The following is a 15,307-nucleotide window of genomic DNA, read 5'->3' as shown; positions in this document are numbered from 1 at the left end:
AAGGAAAGATTCCGGCCAAGCTCTAGGGAGGAAAAGGATATGTTTTTAAAACGGTTGGACATCATTGGCTTTAAATCTTTTGCAGATCGTATTGGGGTGGATTTTGTTCAAGGAGTCACTGCTGTAGTTGGTCCGAACGGAAGTGGGAAAAGTAATATAACAGATGCAATCCGTTGGGTTTTAGGCGAGCAGTCTGCTAAATCACTTAGAGGCTCTAAAATGGAAGATATCATTTTTGCGGGAAGCGATTCAAGAAAGCCGTTAAATTATGCGGAAGTGACCTTAACGCTGGATAATCAGGACGAAGGATTAGCCATTGATTACAATGAAGTGAGTGTAACAAGAAGGGTCACCCGTGCAGGAGATAGTGAATATTTAATTAATAAACAGCCCTGCAGACTTAAAGATATCGTTGATTTGTTTATGGACTCGGGTCTTGGCAGAGAAGCTTTCTCGATTATCAGCCAAGGGAAAGTGGAAGAAATTCTCAATAGTAAGGCAGAGGACCGAAGAACCATCTTTGAAGAAGCAGCAGGTGTTTTAAAATATAAAAATCGCAAGAAAAAAGCAGAAGCTAAATTAATAGAAACACAGGAAAATTTAAATCGAGTGAATGACATTCTTCATGAACTCGAAGGACAAGTTGAACCGTTAAAGATTCAGGCTTCCATTGCAAAAGATTACTTAGAGAAAAAGGAAGAACTTGAAAAAATCGAAGTAGCCTTAACGGTTTACGACATCGAAGAGTTACACCAAAAGTGGACTCATCTTTCAACGCAGCTTGAAGAACATCAGCAGGAAGAAATTAAGCTCTCGGCCCAGCTGCAGATAAAGGAAGCAAAAATAGAAGAAACAAGGGACCACATCGCTGCACTTGATGAGTCGATTACGGATTTGCAAAATGTTCTCCTTCATGCAAGTGAAGAACTAGAAAAGTTAGAAGGAAGAAAAGATGTACTAAAAGAACGCAAGAAAAATGCCTCTCAAAATCGAGCACAGCTTGAAAAAAGTATTGCTGAACTAACAGATAAAATCTCACAATTAAAACGTAACAAAGAAATTCAAGCTGACCTAGTTGATAAACTGACTGAACAGGTAAATTACCTTCAAACTCAGTTAAAAGAAAAACAGGGGAAAATGGCGTTATTTACTGAAAATATTGAAGAAAAAATTGAAACTTTAAAAAGTGAATATATTGAACTTCTAAATGATCAGGCTGGTGCAAAAAATGAGCTTAAGTATATCGTTCAGCAGCTAGAACAACAGGAAACAAAGAGCTTACGCCTGGACTCTGAAAATGTTAAGTTCCTGGAGGAAAGACAAAAAGCACAAAATAAAATGTTACAGGTTCAAACAGCCTTAGAAGAGGTACAAAAAGGTCTTTCCAATCAAGTAACAAGTTTCAGAGAAAAGCAGCGTAAGCTTGAAAATGTGCAAAATAACTATCAAAAGCAAGAAAAGACGTTATATCAGGCTTATCAAATCCTTCAACAGGCGAAATCAAGAAAAGAAATGCTCGAGGAAATGGAAGAAGACTATTCTGGATTTTTCCAGGGCGTAAAAGAAGTATTGAAAGCACGGGGAAAAAAGCTTCATGGCATTGAAGGAGCTGTCGCCGAGCTTGTAACGGTGCCAAAGGAGTACGAAACAGCACTTGAAACAGCATTAGGCGGAGCCTTGCAGCACATAGTCGTTGATACAGAACAAAATGCTCGTATGGCCATCCAATTCTTGAAACAAAATTCATTCGGACGAGCTACCTTTTTACCTTTAAGTGTTATTAAAGGCAGAATGTTGTCTTCCTCACAACTTACATCTATTCAAAACCATCCTTCATTGATTGGGAGTGCAGTCAATCTAGTAAGCTTTGATCCCAAATACTCTGAGGTGATAAGTAACCTCCTAGGAAATGTTGTCATCACGAAAGATTTAAAGGGTGCGAACGAACTGGCTAAAATCCTCCAGTATCGTTGTCGAATGGTTACGTTAGATGGAGATATCGTGAATCCAGGCGGATCGATGACCGGCGGTGCCCAAAAGCAAAAGACAAGTTCTTTATTGACTAGAAAAGGCGAGCTTGAAGAGTTGAAAGAAAAGCTTAACATCATGAGTGAAAAAACTTCGAGTTTAGAAAGTCATGTAAAGGCATTAAAAGAGGATGTTAAAACACATCAATTTGAGCTAGAAGCAATGCGAAAGTTTGGGGAAGAATTAAGACAACAGGAGCAAGCCTTTAAAGGTGATCTCCGTGAAGCTGAATTCGAAACGAAGAATATTAATGACCGGTTGAGAATCTATGATCTTGAAAAAGGTCAATTGATAGAGGAACAAAAAACCATAACAAACCGTAAAGCTGAACTTAATGAAGCAATTACCATCTTTAAAGAAAAAATAGCTTCGCTTGATGCTCAAATTGCTAAACTTACAGAACAAAAAACGAATGACATCTCATCAAGAGAAACACTGACAAAGGAAATAACCGACTTAAAAGTGGAGTTTGCGGCAAAAAATGAGCAATTTGTAAATTCAAAAGAACGTTTGGTTATGATTGTTGAAGAATTAAACGAGAGTCAAGAACGGTTTACGCTTTATAAAGAGGATCTTATGCTGCTGACATCTGAAATGGAGGGAAGCACTTCCGGGGAAGTACAGTTGGAGGCTGCTGCCAAACGCAAACAGCAGGACAAGGAAGAAACCATTTCACTTATTTCTTCTAGAAGGCAGGAACGTCTTCAAATGCAAGCAGCACTTGAAGATGCCGAAATCGAAGCGAAAGAAATAAAGAGACTTCATAAAGGAATGGTTGAGGTCTTAAAGGATGAAGAAGTAAAAATTAACCGCTTAGATGTAGAACTTGAAACAAAACTTGCCCATCTTAGAGAAGAATATTTACTTTCTTTTGAGGGAGCAAAAGAACAGTATCCACTAGCATTGCCAGTAGAAGAAGCTAGGAAAAAGGTGAAGTTGATTAAACTGGCGATTGAAGAACTTGGCAGTGTTAATATTGGAGCCATTGAAGAATATGAGCGAGTTTCGGAACGCTATGAATTTTTAAATGAGCAAAAGAACGACCTCCAAGAGGCCAAGGATACCCTCTATCAGGTCATTGATGAAATGGACACCGAAATGAAAAAACGTTTTGAGCAGACGTTTTATGGAATTCGCGAGCAATTTGAACCAGTATTCCGCGCCTTGTTTGGCGGCGGAAGAGCAGATTTAAAACTGACTCATCCAGAGGATTTATTAAATACAGGTGTAGAAATTGTCGCCCAGCCGCCAGGTAAGAAGCTGCAAAACCTTGGGTTATTATCAGGGGGAGAAAGAGCATTAACAGCGATTGCGTTGCTATTCTCTATATTAAAAGTCCGTCCTGTGCCGTTTTGTATCCTAGATGAGGTAGAAGCAGCATTAGATGAGGCAAATGTTTTTCGTTTTAGTCAATACTTAAAGCGATTTAGTTCAGAAACACAGTTTATTGTTATCACTCACAGAAAAGGTACGATGGAAGAAGCAGATGTATTATATGGTGTAACTATGCAGGAGTCAGGTGTCTCAAAGCTCGTTTCTGTCCGACTAGAGGATACAAAGGAGCTTGTTAAAACTTAAATCTAGGAAGTGAAAAAGAATGAGCTTTTTTAAAAAATTAAAAGAGAAAATAACGAAACAAACAGAGACGGTAACAGAAAAATTTAAAGACGGCCTCTCAAAGACGAGAAATAACTTCTCTGGTAAGGTAAATGATCTTGTAGCTAGATACCGCAAAGTAGACGAAGATTTCTTCGAGGAATTAGAAGAAATCTTAATACAGGCAGATGTAGGCTTCGATACAGTTATGAAATTAATTGAAGAATTGAAAATGGAAGTTAAACGGCGAAATATCCAGGACCCACAAGAAGTTCAAAGTGTTATTTCGGAAAAGTTGGTCGATATTTATAATGCGGGTGAGGAACAATCATCTAAGTTGAACATTCAAGAAGATGGTCTGACAGTTATTTTATTTGTCGGAGTTAATGGTGTGGGGAAAACAACGACCATAGGGAAACTTGGTCATAAGTTTAAAAGTGAAGGAAAATCTGTTTTATTAGCAGCAGGTGACACTTTCCGTGCTGGTGCCATTGAGCAGTTAGAAGTTTGGGGAGAAAGAGTCGGAGTTGACGTTATTAAACAGGCAGAAGGTTCAGATCCTGCAGCTGTAATGTATGATGCGATTAAGGCTGCTAAATCTCGGAAAGTAGACATTTTGATTTGCGATACTGCCGGGCGCTTACAAAATAAAGTCAATCTAATGAAAGAGCTTGAAAAGGTAAAACGGGTAATCGAACGAGAGGTACCTGGTGCACCACATGAAGTACTGCTTGTATTAGATGCAACGACAGGTCAAAACGCACTTATTCAGGCTAAGACGTTTAAAGAGGTAACGAACGTGAGCGGTATCGTTCTTTCTAAATTAGACGGTACGGCAAAAGGCGGTATTGTTTTGGCGATTCGGAATGAATTGAAAATCCCCGTAAAATACGTCGGTCTTGGTGAAAAAATGGATGATCTTCAGGAATTTAACGCGGAGCAATATGTTTATGGTTTATTTGCAGATCAAGTGGATAATGCTGTAAATTGATGTAAAGATATTTTCTTGACAGACTAGCTATGACTGTGTAAACTACATTTGTAAAGGCTTTTCACTTAACAAGGGGAGGTATACGCATGCTTGAAAAGACAACGCGAATGAATTATCTTTATGATTTCTATTATTCGTTGTTAACACCAAAGCAGCAAAGCTATATGTCTCTCTATTATTTAGATGATTACTCACTTGGAGAAATCGCTGAAGAGTACGATGTAAGCCGTCAGGCTGTATATGATAATATTAAACGTACAGAAGCCATGCTTGAGGAGTATGAAGAAAAGCTATTACTATTTCAGAAATTTCAAGAGCGCAGCAAACTATTAAGGCATGTAAAAGAATTGCTAAATGAAGAACACCCATCAAAGCAGGCAATGCTCGAAGTGGTTGCCGAGCTAGAGAAATTAGATTAGGAGGCGGCATGAATGGCATTTGAAGGATTAGCCGACCGACTGCAGAATACAATTCAAAAAATCCGTGGAAAAGGCAAGGTAACGGAAGCGGATGTAAAAGAAATGATGCGTGAAGTCCGCCTTGCACTACTCGAGGCTGACGTTAATTTTAAGGTTGTTAAAGACTTTGTAAAAAAAGTCAGCGACCGTGCAGTAGGACAAGAAGTACTAAAAAGCCTAACCCCTGGTCAGCAAATCATTAAAATTGTTAATGAAGAACTGACAGAATTGATGGGCGGTGAGCAAAGCAAGATTGCTGCCTCGAATCGACCTCCTACTGTGATTATGATGGTGGGATTACAGGGTGCTGGTAAAACGACCACTACTGGAAAGCTTGCAAACCTTCTTCGTAAAAAATATAACCGTAAGCCAATGCTTGTAGCAGCCGATATTTATCGTCCTGCTGCGATTAAGCAGCTTGAAACGCTTGGAAAGCAGCTAGATATGCCTGTATTTTCCCTTGGTGATCAAGTAAGCCCTGTAGAAATTGCCAAGCAAGCGATAGCGAAAGCCAAAGAAGAACATAATGATTATGTCTTAATTGATACAGCAGGACGTTTGCATGTCGATGAAAACCTAATGGGCGAGCTGAAGGATATTAAAGAGCTTGCAAAACCTGATGAAATCTTTCTTGTTGTTGATGCAATGACTGGTCAAGATGCTGTTAATGTGGCCCAAAGCTTTAATGAACAGCTTGGTCTGACTGGCGTTGTCTTAACAAAGCTTGACGGTGACACACGTGGTGGAGCTGCGCTGTCCATTCGTGCTGTAACACAAACACCGATTAAGTTTGTCGGTCTAGGCGAAAAAATGGACGCTATTGAACCATTCCATCCTGAACGGATGGCCTCTAGAATTCTTGGGATGGGTGACGTACTTACGCTTATTGAGAAGGCCCAGGCAAATGTGGACGAGGAAAAGGCAAAAGAGCTTGAGCAGAAAATGCGGACAGCCTCCTTTACCCTCGATGACTTTTTAGAGCAGCTAGGGCAGGTTCGTAATTTAGGTCCACTAGATGAATTATTAAAAATGATGCCAGGTGCAAACAAAATCAAAGGTTTGAATAATATTCAAATCGAAGAGAAACAAATTGCACATGTTGAAGCTATCATTCGCTCTATGACCATGGAAGAAAAGACTCATCCAGAAATTTTGAATTCAAACCGTAAAAGAAGGATTGCGAAAGGTAGCGGCAGAACCGTTCCGGAAGTAAACCGATTATTAAAACAGTTTGAAGACATGAAGAAGATGATGAAGCAAATGACAGGTATGCAGCAGAAAGGCAAGAAAAAAGGCGGATTTAAATTTCCATTTAAACCGTTTTAGAACAGAAAAAATTGGTAATAATGGTGTAAAGAAAAAACACTTTACAAATGATTTAAAACTTGATAATATACTATCTTGTGTGAAACTATTCGGAGGTGCTTATTTAAAATGGCAGTAAAAATTCGTTTAAAGCGTATGGGAGCTAAAAAGACTCCTTTCTATCGTATCGTAGCAGCAGATTCTCGTTCTCCTCGTGACGGACGTTACATTGAAGTAATTGGAACTTACAATCCAGTAGCTCAACCAGCTGCAATCCAAATCAACGAAGAATTAGCTCTTAAATGGTTACAAGATGGTGCGAAGCCATCTGATACAGTTCGTAACCTTTTCTCTAACCAAGGCATCATGGAAAAATTCCATAATGCTAAGTTAAGCAAGTAATTGCTATGAAGCAATTAATTGAAACGATCGTAAAGCCCCTTGTTGATTTTCCAGAAGATGTTCGCGTGAATGTCAACGAAGAGGATCAGCGAATCACCTATTACCTTACTGTCAATAAGACAGACATGGGAAAAGTGATTGGTAAACAAGGGCGTGTTGCAAAGGCCATTAGGACTGTTGTATATGCAGCAGGATCTTCACAACAAAAGAAAATTTTTCTAGAAATTGGTGAATAGCTTTTTGCATCTAGATGAAGAGGGGAATAACATTCCCCTCTTTTTTGCTATCATGAAAAGCGGAAGCGCTTAGGCGCTGAAGCTAGCCTATGAAAACAGAAGCTGAAGGAGGAAGCAGTATTATGCAACTTATTCAAACTGTTATCGTAAAGCAAATCTTAACGGAACAAAGCAAACAAAAGCTGCTTGAAAAATATTTTGCGGGCAAGCTGCAGATGCAAAAAGAATATGAACAGCTCCAATTTGAGTTGAAAAAATTAGAAAAGGCAAAAAAATATCAAGCAAGCGCGCTGAAAACTCATTTTGAAAAAGAACTCAAAAAACGTCATGATAAAGAAAAGCTTTATGAGTTTCAAATCGAACAACTACATATGCTACCATTAGGCAGTGAATTAAAGGAAAAAGAAGTGCAGGCCCTTGTTGAAGTAAATGTTGGCGACAATTGGGAAGAAGTAACAGGGCAGCGTACAATCATCATTAAAAACGGTATGATTGAGGAAATAAGATAGAGGTGACAAGTTATATGGAAAAATGGTTTAATGTTGGCAAAATCGTCAATACACACGGAATTAGAGGTGAGGTCAGGGTTATTTCTAAAACTGATTTTCCTGAGCAGCGCTACAAAGTAGGCAATACATTGTATTTATTTATGCCAGGATCTACTAAGCCGATTGAATTAACGGTAAAAACCCATCGTACTCACAAAAACTTTAATCTTTTAACCTTTGAAGGGTTAGAAAATATCAATGAGGTTGAAAAGTTTAGAGATGGAATCCTTAAAGTTCCAGAATCACAGCTAGGGAATCTTGAGAAAGATGAATATTATTACCATGAGATTATTGGCTGCCTCGTAGCTACAACTAGTGGTGAGGAAATTGGTAAGGTTACCGAGATTCTATCCCCAGGTGCAAATGATGTCTGGGTAATTAAATCGCCTGGCGGCAAGGAAATATTGATTCCTTATATTGAAGATGTTGTAAAAAAAGTGGATGTAAAGAAAAAGGTAATCTTAATTGAGCCGATGGAAGGGCTGCTTTCATGATGAAAATAGATGTACTTACATTATTTCCTGAGATGTTTTCAGGTGTATTGGGACATTCCATTTTACATAAAGCAGCTGAAAAATCAGCAGTTCAATACAATGTTGTCAATTTCCGAGACTACGCGGATAATAAACATCAGACTGTTGACGATTATCCCTATGGCGGTGGAGCAGGAATGGTATTAAAGCCGCAGCCAATATTCGACGCTGTTGCGGCACTAAAGGAACAAGCTGAAAGCAAGCGGACAAGAGTGATCCTGCTTTGTCCGCAAGGAAAAAGATATGACCAAAAAAAAGCAGAGGAATTAGCAAAGGAAGAGCATTTGATATTCGTTTGTGGTCATTATGAGGGCTATGATGAAAGAATACGTGAACATGTGGTAACAGACGAAATCTCAATAGGAGATTATGTCTTAACTGGCGGCGAGCTTGGAGCAATGGTAGTGATTGATAGTGTTGTCCGTCTTTTGCCTGAAGTCTTAGGAAATCAAGAATCACATATGAAGGATTCATTTAGTACAGGACTACTTGAACACCCTCATTACACACGTCCTTCTGATTTTCGTGGCATGATGGTTCCAGAGGTCCTGCTGCAAGGTCATCATAAATTAATCGAGGAGTGGCGAAACAAAGAAGCTTTACGACGAACATACCTAAGAAGACCTGACTTATTAGAAAAAATAGAATTAACCAATGACCAGGAAAATTGGCTGAATGAAATAAAAAAAGAATATGAGTAGTTATTGCATGGAGTTGTCTTTTGTGTTATGATACTTCTTGTGACTTGAGCTGAGTAACAAATTCAGTATGGTCTTATAACGATGTTCCGCTGCAATGTAAAAGGATAGTAGATATGCATGAGCGTCTGTTGGAAGGAGTTGAAAACGATGCAAAAATTAATTGAAGAAATCACAAAAGAACAACTTCGTTCTGATCTGCCTGCGTTCCGTCCTGGTGACACTGTACGTGTACACGTTAAAGTTGTCGAGGGTACTCGCGAGCGTATTCAGTTATTCGAAGGTGTAGTGATTAAGCGTCGTGGTGGTGGAATTAGCGAAACTTTCACAGTTCGTAAGGTTTCTTACGGAGTAGGCGTTGAGCGTACTTTCCCTGTACACACACCTAAAATTGCGAAGCTTGAAGTATTGCGCCGCGGTAAAGTTCGCCGTGCTAAGCTATACTACTTACGTAAGCTACGTGGTAAAAAAGCTCGTATTAAAGAAATTAGATAATAAAAGAAAGAGCTTGCTCTGCAAGCTCTTTTTTCGTACATACAGTATTATATCCCCATTGAGAAATTATATTAAAGTTTGATTAAAAAGTGTAGCCCCACGTGTTTATTAAACAATTTTTATGTAAAATAAGAGGATAGCAAACATTTTTTTGTGATTGGCGGGGAACAGACATGATAAAAAAGAAGAATGAACTTTGGGAATGGACGAAGGCACTTTTAATTGCTGTTGCACTGGCAGCTGTCATTCGTTACTTTCTTTTTGCACCCATTGTAGTAGACGGGCTATCCATGATGCCAACTCTGCAACATCAAGACCGTATGATAGTAAATAAGCTAAGCTATAATATAGGTGAACCAAAACGATTTGATATTATCGTCTTCCATGCGCCGGAACAGAAGGATTACATAAAAAGAGTAATTGGACTTCCGGGCGATCGTATTGAATATAAAGACGATACACTATATGTTAATGGGAAAGCATATGAGGAACCTTATTTGGATGAATATAAGAAGAAAGTGGAGGGCCCTTTAACCGATCCTTTTACACTTGAAGAAACACCTGTAGGTACTGAGACCGTCCCAGAGGGTGAATTGTTCGTAATGGGCGATAATCGTCGTTTCAGTAAAGATAGCAGACATATCGGAACCATCGCGTTGGATAAAATAATCGGTAAAACAAGTATCGTTTACTGGCCATTAAAAGATGCACACATCTTGAAATAACATAGGAGGTGACTGCTTTGACAATCCAATGGTTTCCAGGCCATATGGCAAAAGCTCGAAGAGAGGTCACGGAAAAATTAAAGCTAGTAGATATTATCTACGAATTAGTGGATGCAAGAATTCCTTATTCATCCCGTAATCCGATGATTGATGAAATTATTCAGCATAAACCGAGGCTGGTCCTCTTAAATAAAGCGGATCTTGCCGATAAAGCAATAACGAAAGAATGGATTGCCCATTTTGCAGCAAGAGGAATTAAAGCAATAGCCATTAACTCTCAAGCTGGGGAAGGTATGAAGGATATTGTAAAGGCATCCCATGAAATCTTAAAGGAAAAGTTTGATCGCCTCAGAGCAAAGGGGGTAGTAAACCCTAGAGCCATACGTGCCATGATAGTTGGGATCCCTAATGCAGGAAAGTCAACATTAATTAATCGGCTTGCCAAGAAGAATATTGCAAAGACAGGAAATATGCCAGGGGTAACAAAAGCCCAGCAGTGGATCAAAGTTGGCAAAGAGCTGGAGTTATTAGACACTCCGGGTATTCTATGGCCGAAGTTTGAAGACCAAGAGGTTGGTAAGAAGCTTGCTGTGACGGGTGCTATAAAAGACACTCTGCTAAATTTGCAGGACCTTGTTGTTTTTTCAATTAAGTTTTTGGAAGAAAACTATCCAGAGAGACTTAAGGAACGTTATAAGCTTGATGCTGTCCCTGAAAATGTGGTCGAAATGTTTGATCAAATTGGAGAGCTTAGAGGGTGTCTCGGAGCAGGCGGAATCGTGGATTATGATAAAGTATCCGAACTAGTGATAAGGGAAATTAGGTCTGAGAAATTTGGACCACTGACATTTGAAAGACCGAGCGATATAGTCGATAAAACTGAAAATAAGTAAACACCAAAGAAACTCTCGTTCATGGAGAGTTTTTGTTTATTTTTGGTCATTGTAATAAATCGCTAGGAAAGGTATGATTTACATCGGGTGAAGAAAATGAAAGTATTAACTATAGCAGAAATAGAACAACAGCTTAATAACATATCGGCTGAAAGTGACCCTTTTTTTAAAAGAATTCAGAAGGATGAACGTAAAGGGGTTCAACAATTAATACATAGATGGCAAAAGAGAATGGAACAAGAAAGACAGCTTCATGAAAAGTTTAATGAAATGAACCTTTACGAAAACAAATGGCGGTCACAAGGCTATAAATATATAGCAGGTGTGGATGAAGTTGGCAGGGGGCCGCTTGCAGGACCGGTAGTGACAGCAGCAGTTATTTTGCCCGAAGACTTTTTCCTGCCAGGTATTGATGACTCAAAAAAGATATCTGAAAAAAAACGCAATGAATATGATGAAATCATTAGAAAAGAAGCGATAGCAGTTAGTGTTGCAATGATTAGCGCTGCTGAAATTGATAGAGTCAATATTTATGAGGCTACAAAAAAGGCGATGTTAGCTGCAATTGCAGCTTTAGACCCCAATCCTGAAGTTTTGCTGATAGATGCGATGAAGCTTGAAACACCGTTTGTAGTTGAACCTATCATTAAAGGAGATGCAAAGAGTGTGTCTATCGCTGCTGCTTCCATCGTAGCAAAAGTTGCAAGAGACCGCCTAATGGTTGAATTATCAACAAAATTTCCTGAATATGGGTTTCAACAAAATATGGGGTATGGTACTAGGGAACATATACTGGCTATTCAAAGGCATGGCATTACACCTTATCATCGAAAGAGCTTTGCGCCAGTAAAAGAATGGGTGTTGGAACAATAACAAAACAAGCACAACTAGCTTGTTTTGTTATTGTTAGAAAATATTAAGTTGTCATTTTTTGAATTGAATTTTTATGAAAGCGCTTTAATTGTGGGGTTTAACAATTCATAATATTATGAGGAATATAATTTTTTTGTGCATAACGGTGGACAAGGTTTCACTCATTCTATAAAATGAAAACGGAGTCAATTTTTTGAAGAGTTTGATAGGAGGATGGGAAATGAATATCCATGAGTATCAGGGGAAAGAAATCCTCAGAAAATACGGGGTAAGTGTTCCTAATGGCAAAGTGGCATTCACGGTTGAAGAAGCTGTAGAAGCTGCAAAGGAATTAGGCTCACAAGTTTGTGTAGTAAAGGCACAAATCCACGCTGGCGGCCGGGGTAAAGCCGGCGGAGTTAAAGTCGCTAAAAACCTTGATGAAGTGCGTACATACGCTAGTGAAATCCTAGGGAAAACATTGGTTACACACCAAACTGGTCCTGAAGGTAAAGAAGTTAAGCGTCTATTAATTGAAGAAGGCTGCGATATCAAAAAAGAATACTACGTTGGTCTAGTATTAGATCGTGCAACTTCAAGAGTTGTTCTAATGGCTTCTGAAGAAGGCGGAACAGAAATTGAAGAAGTAGCTGAAAAAACTCCGGAGAAAATCTTCAAAGAAGAAATTGATCCGGTTGTTGGCTTAATGCCTTATCAGGCGCGCCGAATCGCATTCAATATCAACATACCAAAAGAGCTTGTTAATCAAGCTGTTAAATTCATGATGGGCTTATACAATGCTTACATCGAAAAGGATTGCTCGATTGCTGAAATCAACCCATTGGTTGTAACGGGTGATGGAAAGGTAATGGCGCTTGACGCAAAGTTAAACTTTGATTCAAATGCTTTATATCGTCAAAAAGATGTGCTTGCTTACCGTGATCTTGAAGAAGAAGATCCAAAGGAAATCGAAGCTTCTAAATATGATTTAAGCTATATATCTTTAGATGGAAATATCGGCTGTATGGTTAATGGTGCCGGACTTGCTATGGCAACAATGGATATTGTTAAGCATTATGGCGGAGACCCAGCGAACTTCCTTGATGTTGGGGGCGGTGCTACAGCTGAAAAGGTTACAGAAGCATTCAAAATTATCCTTTCTGATCCAAACGTAAAAGGTATTTTTGTTAATATCTTTGGTGGAATCATGAAATGTGATGTCATTGCTGAGGGTGTAGTCGAGGCTGCTAAGCAGGTTCAACTAAGTGTACCTCTTGTTGTTAGACTTGAGGGAACAAACGTTGATTTAGGTAAGAAAATTCTTGCTGAGTCTGGTTTAGCGATCACTCCTGCAGAATCAATGGCTGACGGTGCACAAAAAATCGTTTCACTTGTGAAATAGGATCGAAAGAAAGGGGAATTAACGTGAGCGTTTTTATTAATAAAGATACGAAGGTTATTGTTCAAGGGATTACAGGTTCAACTGCTCTCTTTCATACAAAACAAATGTTAGAATACGGAACACAAATCGTTGGTGGAACCACTCCTGGTAAAGGCGGCATGGAAGTAGAAGGTGTACCTGTATTTAATACAGTGAAAGAAGCTGTTGAAGCTACAGGCGCAACTGCTTCTGTTATCTACGTTCCGGCACCATTTGCAGCGGATGCCATTATTGAAGCTGTTGATGCAGAATTAGAATTAGCTATCTGTATTACGGAGCATATCCCAGTATTGGATATGGTAAAGGTAAAACGTTATATGGAAGGCAAGAAGACTCGCTTAGTTGGTCCGAACTGCCCTGGTGTTATTACTGCTGATGAATGTAAAATTGGGATCATGCCAGGTTACATTCATACAAAAGGTCATGTTGGGGTTGTTTCTCGTTCTGGAACACTAACATATGAAGCAGTTCACCAGTTAACACAAGCCGGAATTGGTCAAACGACAGCTGTGGGTATTGGCGGAGACCCTGTAAACGGTACAAACTTCATCGATGTTTTAAAAGCATTTAATGAAGATCCAGAAACATATGCAGTTATCATGATTGGTGAAATTGGTGGTACTGCTGAGGAAGAAGCAGCGGAATGGGTTAAAGCAAATATGACTAAACCTGTTGTTGGCTTTATCGGCGGTCGTACAGCTCCTCCTGGAAAGCGCATGGGCCACGCTGGTGCGATTATTTCAGGTGGTAAGGGAACAGCTGACGAAAAAATTCGTGTTATGAATGAATGCGGAATTAAAGTGGCCGATACACCATCCGTAATGGGTGAAACTTTAATTGAAGTATTAAAAGAACAAGGCATATACGATAAGTGTAAAACACACTAAGAATAGGAGAAATAGTCCCTTTTTACGGAGGGACTATTTCTTATTTATTCTTTTACTAATGGAGGTTTATAATGGATGATTTTAGAGAAAGACTTATAGCGTTGCTTCACTATTCGGGAATGTCATGGAGTAAAGTTTTGCAATTTATGAAAAAAGACCCGTCTCTTCAATCGGCTATACATGATGAATCACAATTCTGCCAATATAGTTTATTTCCTTCTTCCACAAACACCATCTCAAAAAGCACACCTTCCTTAACATCCATCCAACTTGAAAACATTACCCAACAAATCGCGAAATATGAAAAGAACGGTATTAAGGTTATTACGATTTTTGATCAAAATTATCCCAGTTTGCTAAAAGAAATATATCAGCCGCCATGGGTATTATTTGTAAAAGGCGATTTATCTTTGCTTGAGATTCAGCCGAAGCTGGCTGTCGTAGGTTCTAGGAAAGCAACTCAATATGGTAAGAGTGCTATCCGTTTAATGTTCCCTTCGTTGGTGGAAAAGGGAGTAGTTATTGTGAGTGGTTTAGCAAGTGGTGTTGATACACTTGCACATGAGTATGCAATGAAAAATGGAGGTAAAACAATTGCAGTTATAGCAGGAGGAGTGTATCATATCTATCCAAAGGAGAATGCTGAATTAGCAAAGGAAATGATGAAATCTCAGTTGGTCATTTCTGAGTATCCCCCAGATACGAAACCATTGCGATGGCATTTCCCAGCACGTAATCGAATCATCAGCGGATTATCAAATGGTACATTTATAATAGAAGCAAAACGAAAAAGTGGATCCCTCATTACAGCTAACTATGCAGTAAATGAAGGTCGTGAGGTTTTTTCACTGCCAGGAAGTATATTTAATCAAAACTCACTAGGTACAAATGACCTTATCCAGCAAGGCGCAAAACTAGTAATGAGCAGCGAGGATATTTTAGAAGAACTTCGGTTATAACTTTATTGTCAAAAAATATATCAATGAATTATTCGTTTTTTGAAGGTTTTTTGTGTATTCTTGGAGAATGATGCTAAAAAAGCTTGAAATTATTTCTAATATGTTATACATTTTCCAACAGATATTCGAAAAAAGTATGTGTAAATAGGAATATTTTGGCGTATTATTATCATTAACTAGTTGTAAACGGTTTCGATGTCATTGACATCAATAGTTATTTGTTTAAAAATAAGAGGTATTCATGATGAGACACTATCCAC

General features: G+C 38.8%; 16 protein-coding genes. All 16 read left to right on the top strand.

Annotation, left to right across the window (positions count from 1 at the left end; all coding sequences use genetic code 11):
• The first annotated feature begins 39 nt into the window (after nt 1-39).
• A complete protein-coding gene (smc, locus tag QFZ31_RS12775) occupies nt 40-3,606 on the top strand; it encodes a chromosome segregation protein SMC (protein WP_307303316.1) in 3,567 nt (1,188 codons plus the stop codon).
• Nucleotides 3,607-3,625: 19 nt separating this feature from the next.
• A complete protein-coding gene (ftsY, locus tag QFZ31_RS12770; protein ID WP_307303314.1) occupies nt 3,626-4,615 on the top strand; it encodes a signal recognition particle-docking protein FtsY in 990 nt (329 codons plus the stop codon).
• An 86-nt stretch (nt 4,616-4,701) separates the two neighbouring features.
• Nucleotides 4,702-5,034, top strand: a complete 333-nt coding sequence (locus QFZ31_RS12765) for a putative DNA-binding protein (protein WP_179597207.1) — start codon at nt 4,702-4,704, stop codon at nt 5,032-5,034.
• A 12-nt stretch (nt 5,035-5,046) separates the two neighbouring features.
• Nucleotides 5,047-6,399: a signal recognition particle protein gene (ffh, locus tag QFZ31_RS12760; protein ID WP_179597205.1), complete on the top strand. Its 1,353-nt coding sequence runs from the start codon at nt 5,047-5,049 to the stop codon at nt 6,397-6,399.
• A 108-nt stretch (nt 6,400-6,507) separates the two neighbouring features.
• Nucleotides 6,508-6,780 (top strand): 30S ribosomal protein S16, encoded by a 273-nt coding sequence (gene rpsP / locus QFZ31_RS12755; protein ID WP_034675715.1) that lies wholly within the window; start codon nt 6,508-6,510, stop codon nt 6,778-6,780.
• A gap of 5 nt (nt 6,781-6,785) precedes the next feature.
• Nucleotides 6,786-7,016 carry a KH domain-containing protein gene (locus tag QFZ31_RS12750; RefSeq protein ID WP_034675712.1) on the top strand — a complete coding sequence of 77 codons (231 nt, stop codon included), beginning with the start codon at nt 6,786-6,788 and terminating at the stop codon, nt 7,014-7,016.
• Nucleotides 7,017-7,138: 122 nt separating this feature from the next.
• Nucleotides 7,139-7,525 carry a YlqD family protein gene (locus tag QFZ31_RS12745; RefSeq protein ID WP_179597203.1) on the top strand — a complete coding sequence of 129 codons (387 nt, stop codon included), beginning with the start codon at nt 7,139-7,141 and terminating at the stop codon, nt 7,523-7,525.
• Nucleotides 7,526-7,539: 14 nt separating this feature from the next.
• Nucleotides 7,540-8,058, top strand: a complete 519-nt coding sequence (gene rimM, locus QFZ31_RS12740) for a ribosome maturation factor RimM (RefSeq protein WP_307303306.1) — start codon at nt 7,540-7,542, stop codon at nt 8,056-8,058.
• Nucleotides 8,055-8,798 carry a tRNA (guanosine(37)-N1)-methyltransferase TrmD gene (gene trmD, locus QFZ31_RS12735; RefSeq protein WP_307303304.1) on the top strand — a complete coding sequence of 248 codons (744 nt, stop codon included), beginning with the start codon at nt 8,055-8,057 and terminating at the stop codon, nt 8,796-8,798. Before rimM ends, trmD begins: the two co-directional genes overlap by 4 nt.
• A gap of 147 nt (nt 8,799-8,945) precedes the next feature.
• Nucleotides 8,946-9,290, top strand: coding sequence for a 50S ribosomal protein L19 (gene rplS, locus QFZ31_RS12730; RefSeq protein WP_034675704.1), 345 nt, complete (start codon nt 8,946-8,948; stop codon nt 9,288-9,290).
• A gap of 173 nt (nt 9,291-9,463) precedes the next feature.
• Nucleotides 9,464-10,015 (top strand): signal peptidase I, encoded by a 552-nt coding sequence (lepB, locus tag QFZ31_RS12725; protein WP_307303303.1) that lies wholly within the window; start codon nt 9,464-9,466, stop codon nt 10,013-10,015.
• Nucleotides 10,016-10,032: 17 nt separating this feature from the next.
• Complete coding sequence (ylqF, locus tag QFZ31_RS12720) at nt 10,033-10,908, top strand: ribosome biogenesis GTPase YlqF (RefSeq protein ID WP_179597197.1); 876 nt, start codon at nt 10,033-10,035, stop codon at nt 10,906-10,908.
• Nucleotides 10,909-11,004: 96 nt separating this feature from the next.
• Nucleotides 11,005-11,781, top strand: coding sequence for a ribonuclease HII (locus tag QFZ31_RS12715; protein ID WP_307303301.1), 777 nt, complete (start codon nt 11,005-11,007; stop codon nt 11,779-11,781).
• Between the two features lie 220 nt (nt 11,782-12,001).
• The gene (sucC, locus tag QFZ31_RS12710) at nt 12,002-13,162 is read left to right on the top strand and encodes an ADP-forming succinate--CoA ligase subunit beta (RefSeq protein WP_179597193.1); all 1,161 of its coding nucleotides are present in this window, start codon (nt 12,002-12,004) and stop codon (nt 13,160-13,162) included.
• Between the two features lie 23 nt (nt 13,163-13,185).
• Nucleotides 13,186-14,088, top strand: a complete 903-nt coding sequence (gene sucD / locus QFZ31_RS12705) for a succinate--CoA ligase subunit alpha (protein ID WP_306072747.1) — start codon at nt 13,186-13,188, stop codon at nt 14,086-14,088.
• A gap of 71 nt (nt 14,089-14,159) precedes the next feature.
• On the top strand, nt 14,160-15,047 hold the full coding sequence (gene dprA, locus QFZ31_RS12700; RefSeq protein ID WP_307303299.1) for a DNA-processing protein DprA: 888 nt from the start codon (nt 14,160-14,162) through the stop codon (nt 15,045-15,047).
• The last annotated feature ends 260 nt before the right edge of the window (nt 15,048-15,307 follow it).

Origin of the sequence: Neobacillus niacini (assembly GCF_030817595.1) — a bacterium.
GTDB lineage: Bacteria > Bacillota > Bacilli > Bacillales > Cytobacillaceae > Neobacillus > Neobacillus niacini_G.
The sequence above is the reverse complement of the archived record's forward strand: the minus strand, read 5'-3'. Positions and strand labels throughout refer to the sequence as shown.

What these genes read in the sequence shown, in the direction of transcription:
- QFZ31_RS12750 (WP_034675712.1), top strand. Translation starts at nt 6,786, where the DNA reads ATGAAGCAATTAATTGAAACGATCGTAAAGCCCCTTGTTGATTTTCCA.
- trmD (WP_307303304.1), top strand. Translation starts at nt 8,055, where the DNA reads ATGATGAAAATAGATGTACTTACATTATTTCCTGAGATGTTTTCAGGT.
- smc (WP_307303316.1), top strand. Translation starts at nt 40, where the DNA reads ATGTTTTTAAAACGGTTGGACATCATTGGCTTTAAATCTTTTGCAGAT.
- dprA (WP_307303299.1), top strand. Translation starts at nt 14,160, where the DNA reads ATGGATGATTTTAGAGAAAGACTTATAGCGTTGCTTCACTATTCGGGA.
- QFZ31_RS12745 (WP_179597203.1), top strand. Translation starts at nt 7,139, where the DNA reads ATGCAACTTATTCAAACTGTTATCGTAAAGCAAATCTTAACGGAACAA.
- sucC (WP_179597193.1), top strand. Translation starts at nt 12,002, where the DNA reads ATGAATATCCATGAGTATCAGGGGAAAGAAATCCTCAGAAAATACGGG.
- rimM (WP_307303306.1), top strand. Translation starts at nt 7,540, where the DNA reads ATGGAAAAATGGTTTAATGTTGGCAAAATCGTCAATACACACGGAATT.
- QFZ31_RS12765 (WP_179597207.1), top strand. Translation starts at nt 4,702, where the DNA reads ATGCTTGAAAAGACAACGCGAATGAATTATCTTTATGATTTCTATTAT.
- rpsP (WP_034675715.1), top strand. Translation starts at nt 6,508, where the DNA reads ATGGCAGTAAAAATTCGTTTAAAGCGTATGGGAGCTAAAAAGACTCCT.
- lepB (WP_307303303.1), top strand. Translation starts at nt 9,464, where the DNA reads ATGATAAAAAAGAAGAATGAACTTTGGGAATGGACGAAGGCACTTTTA.
- rplS (WP_034675704.1), top strand. Translation starts at nt 8,946, where the DNA reads ATGCAAAAATTAATTGAAGAAATCACAAAAGAACAACTTCGTTCTGAT.
- ftsY (WP_307303314.1), top strand. Translation starts at nt 3,626, where the DNA reads ATGAGCTTTTTTAAAAAATTAAAAGAGAAAATAACGAAACAAACAGAG.
- QFZ31_RS12715 (WP_307303301.1), top strand. Translation starts at nt 11,005, where the DNA reads ATGAAAGTATTAACTATAGCAGAAATAGAACAACAGCTTAATAACATA.
- ffh (WP_179597205.1), top strand. Translation starts at nt 5,047, where the DNA reads ATGGCATTTGAAGGATTAGCCGACCGACTGCAGAATACAATTCAAAAA.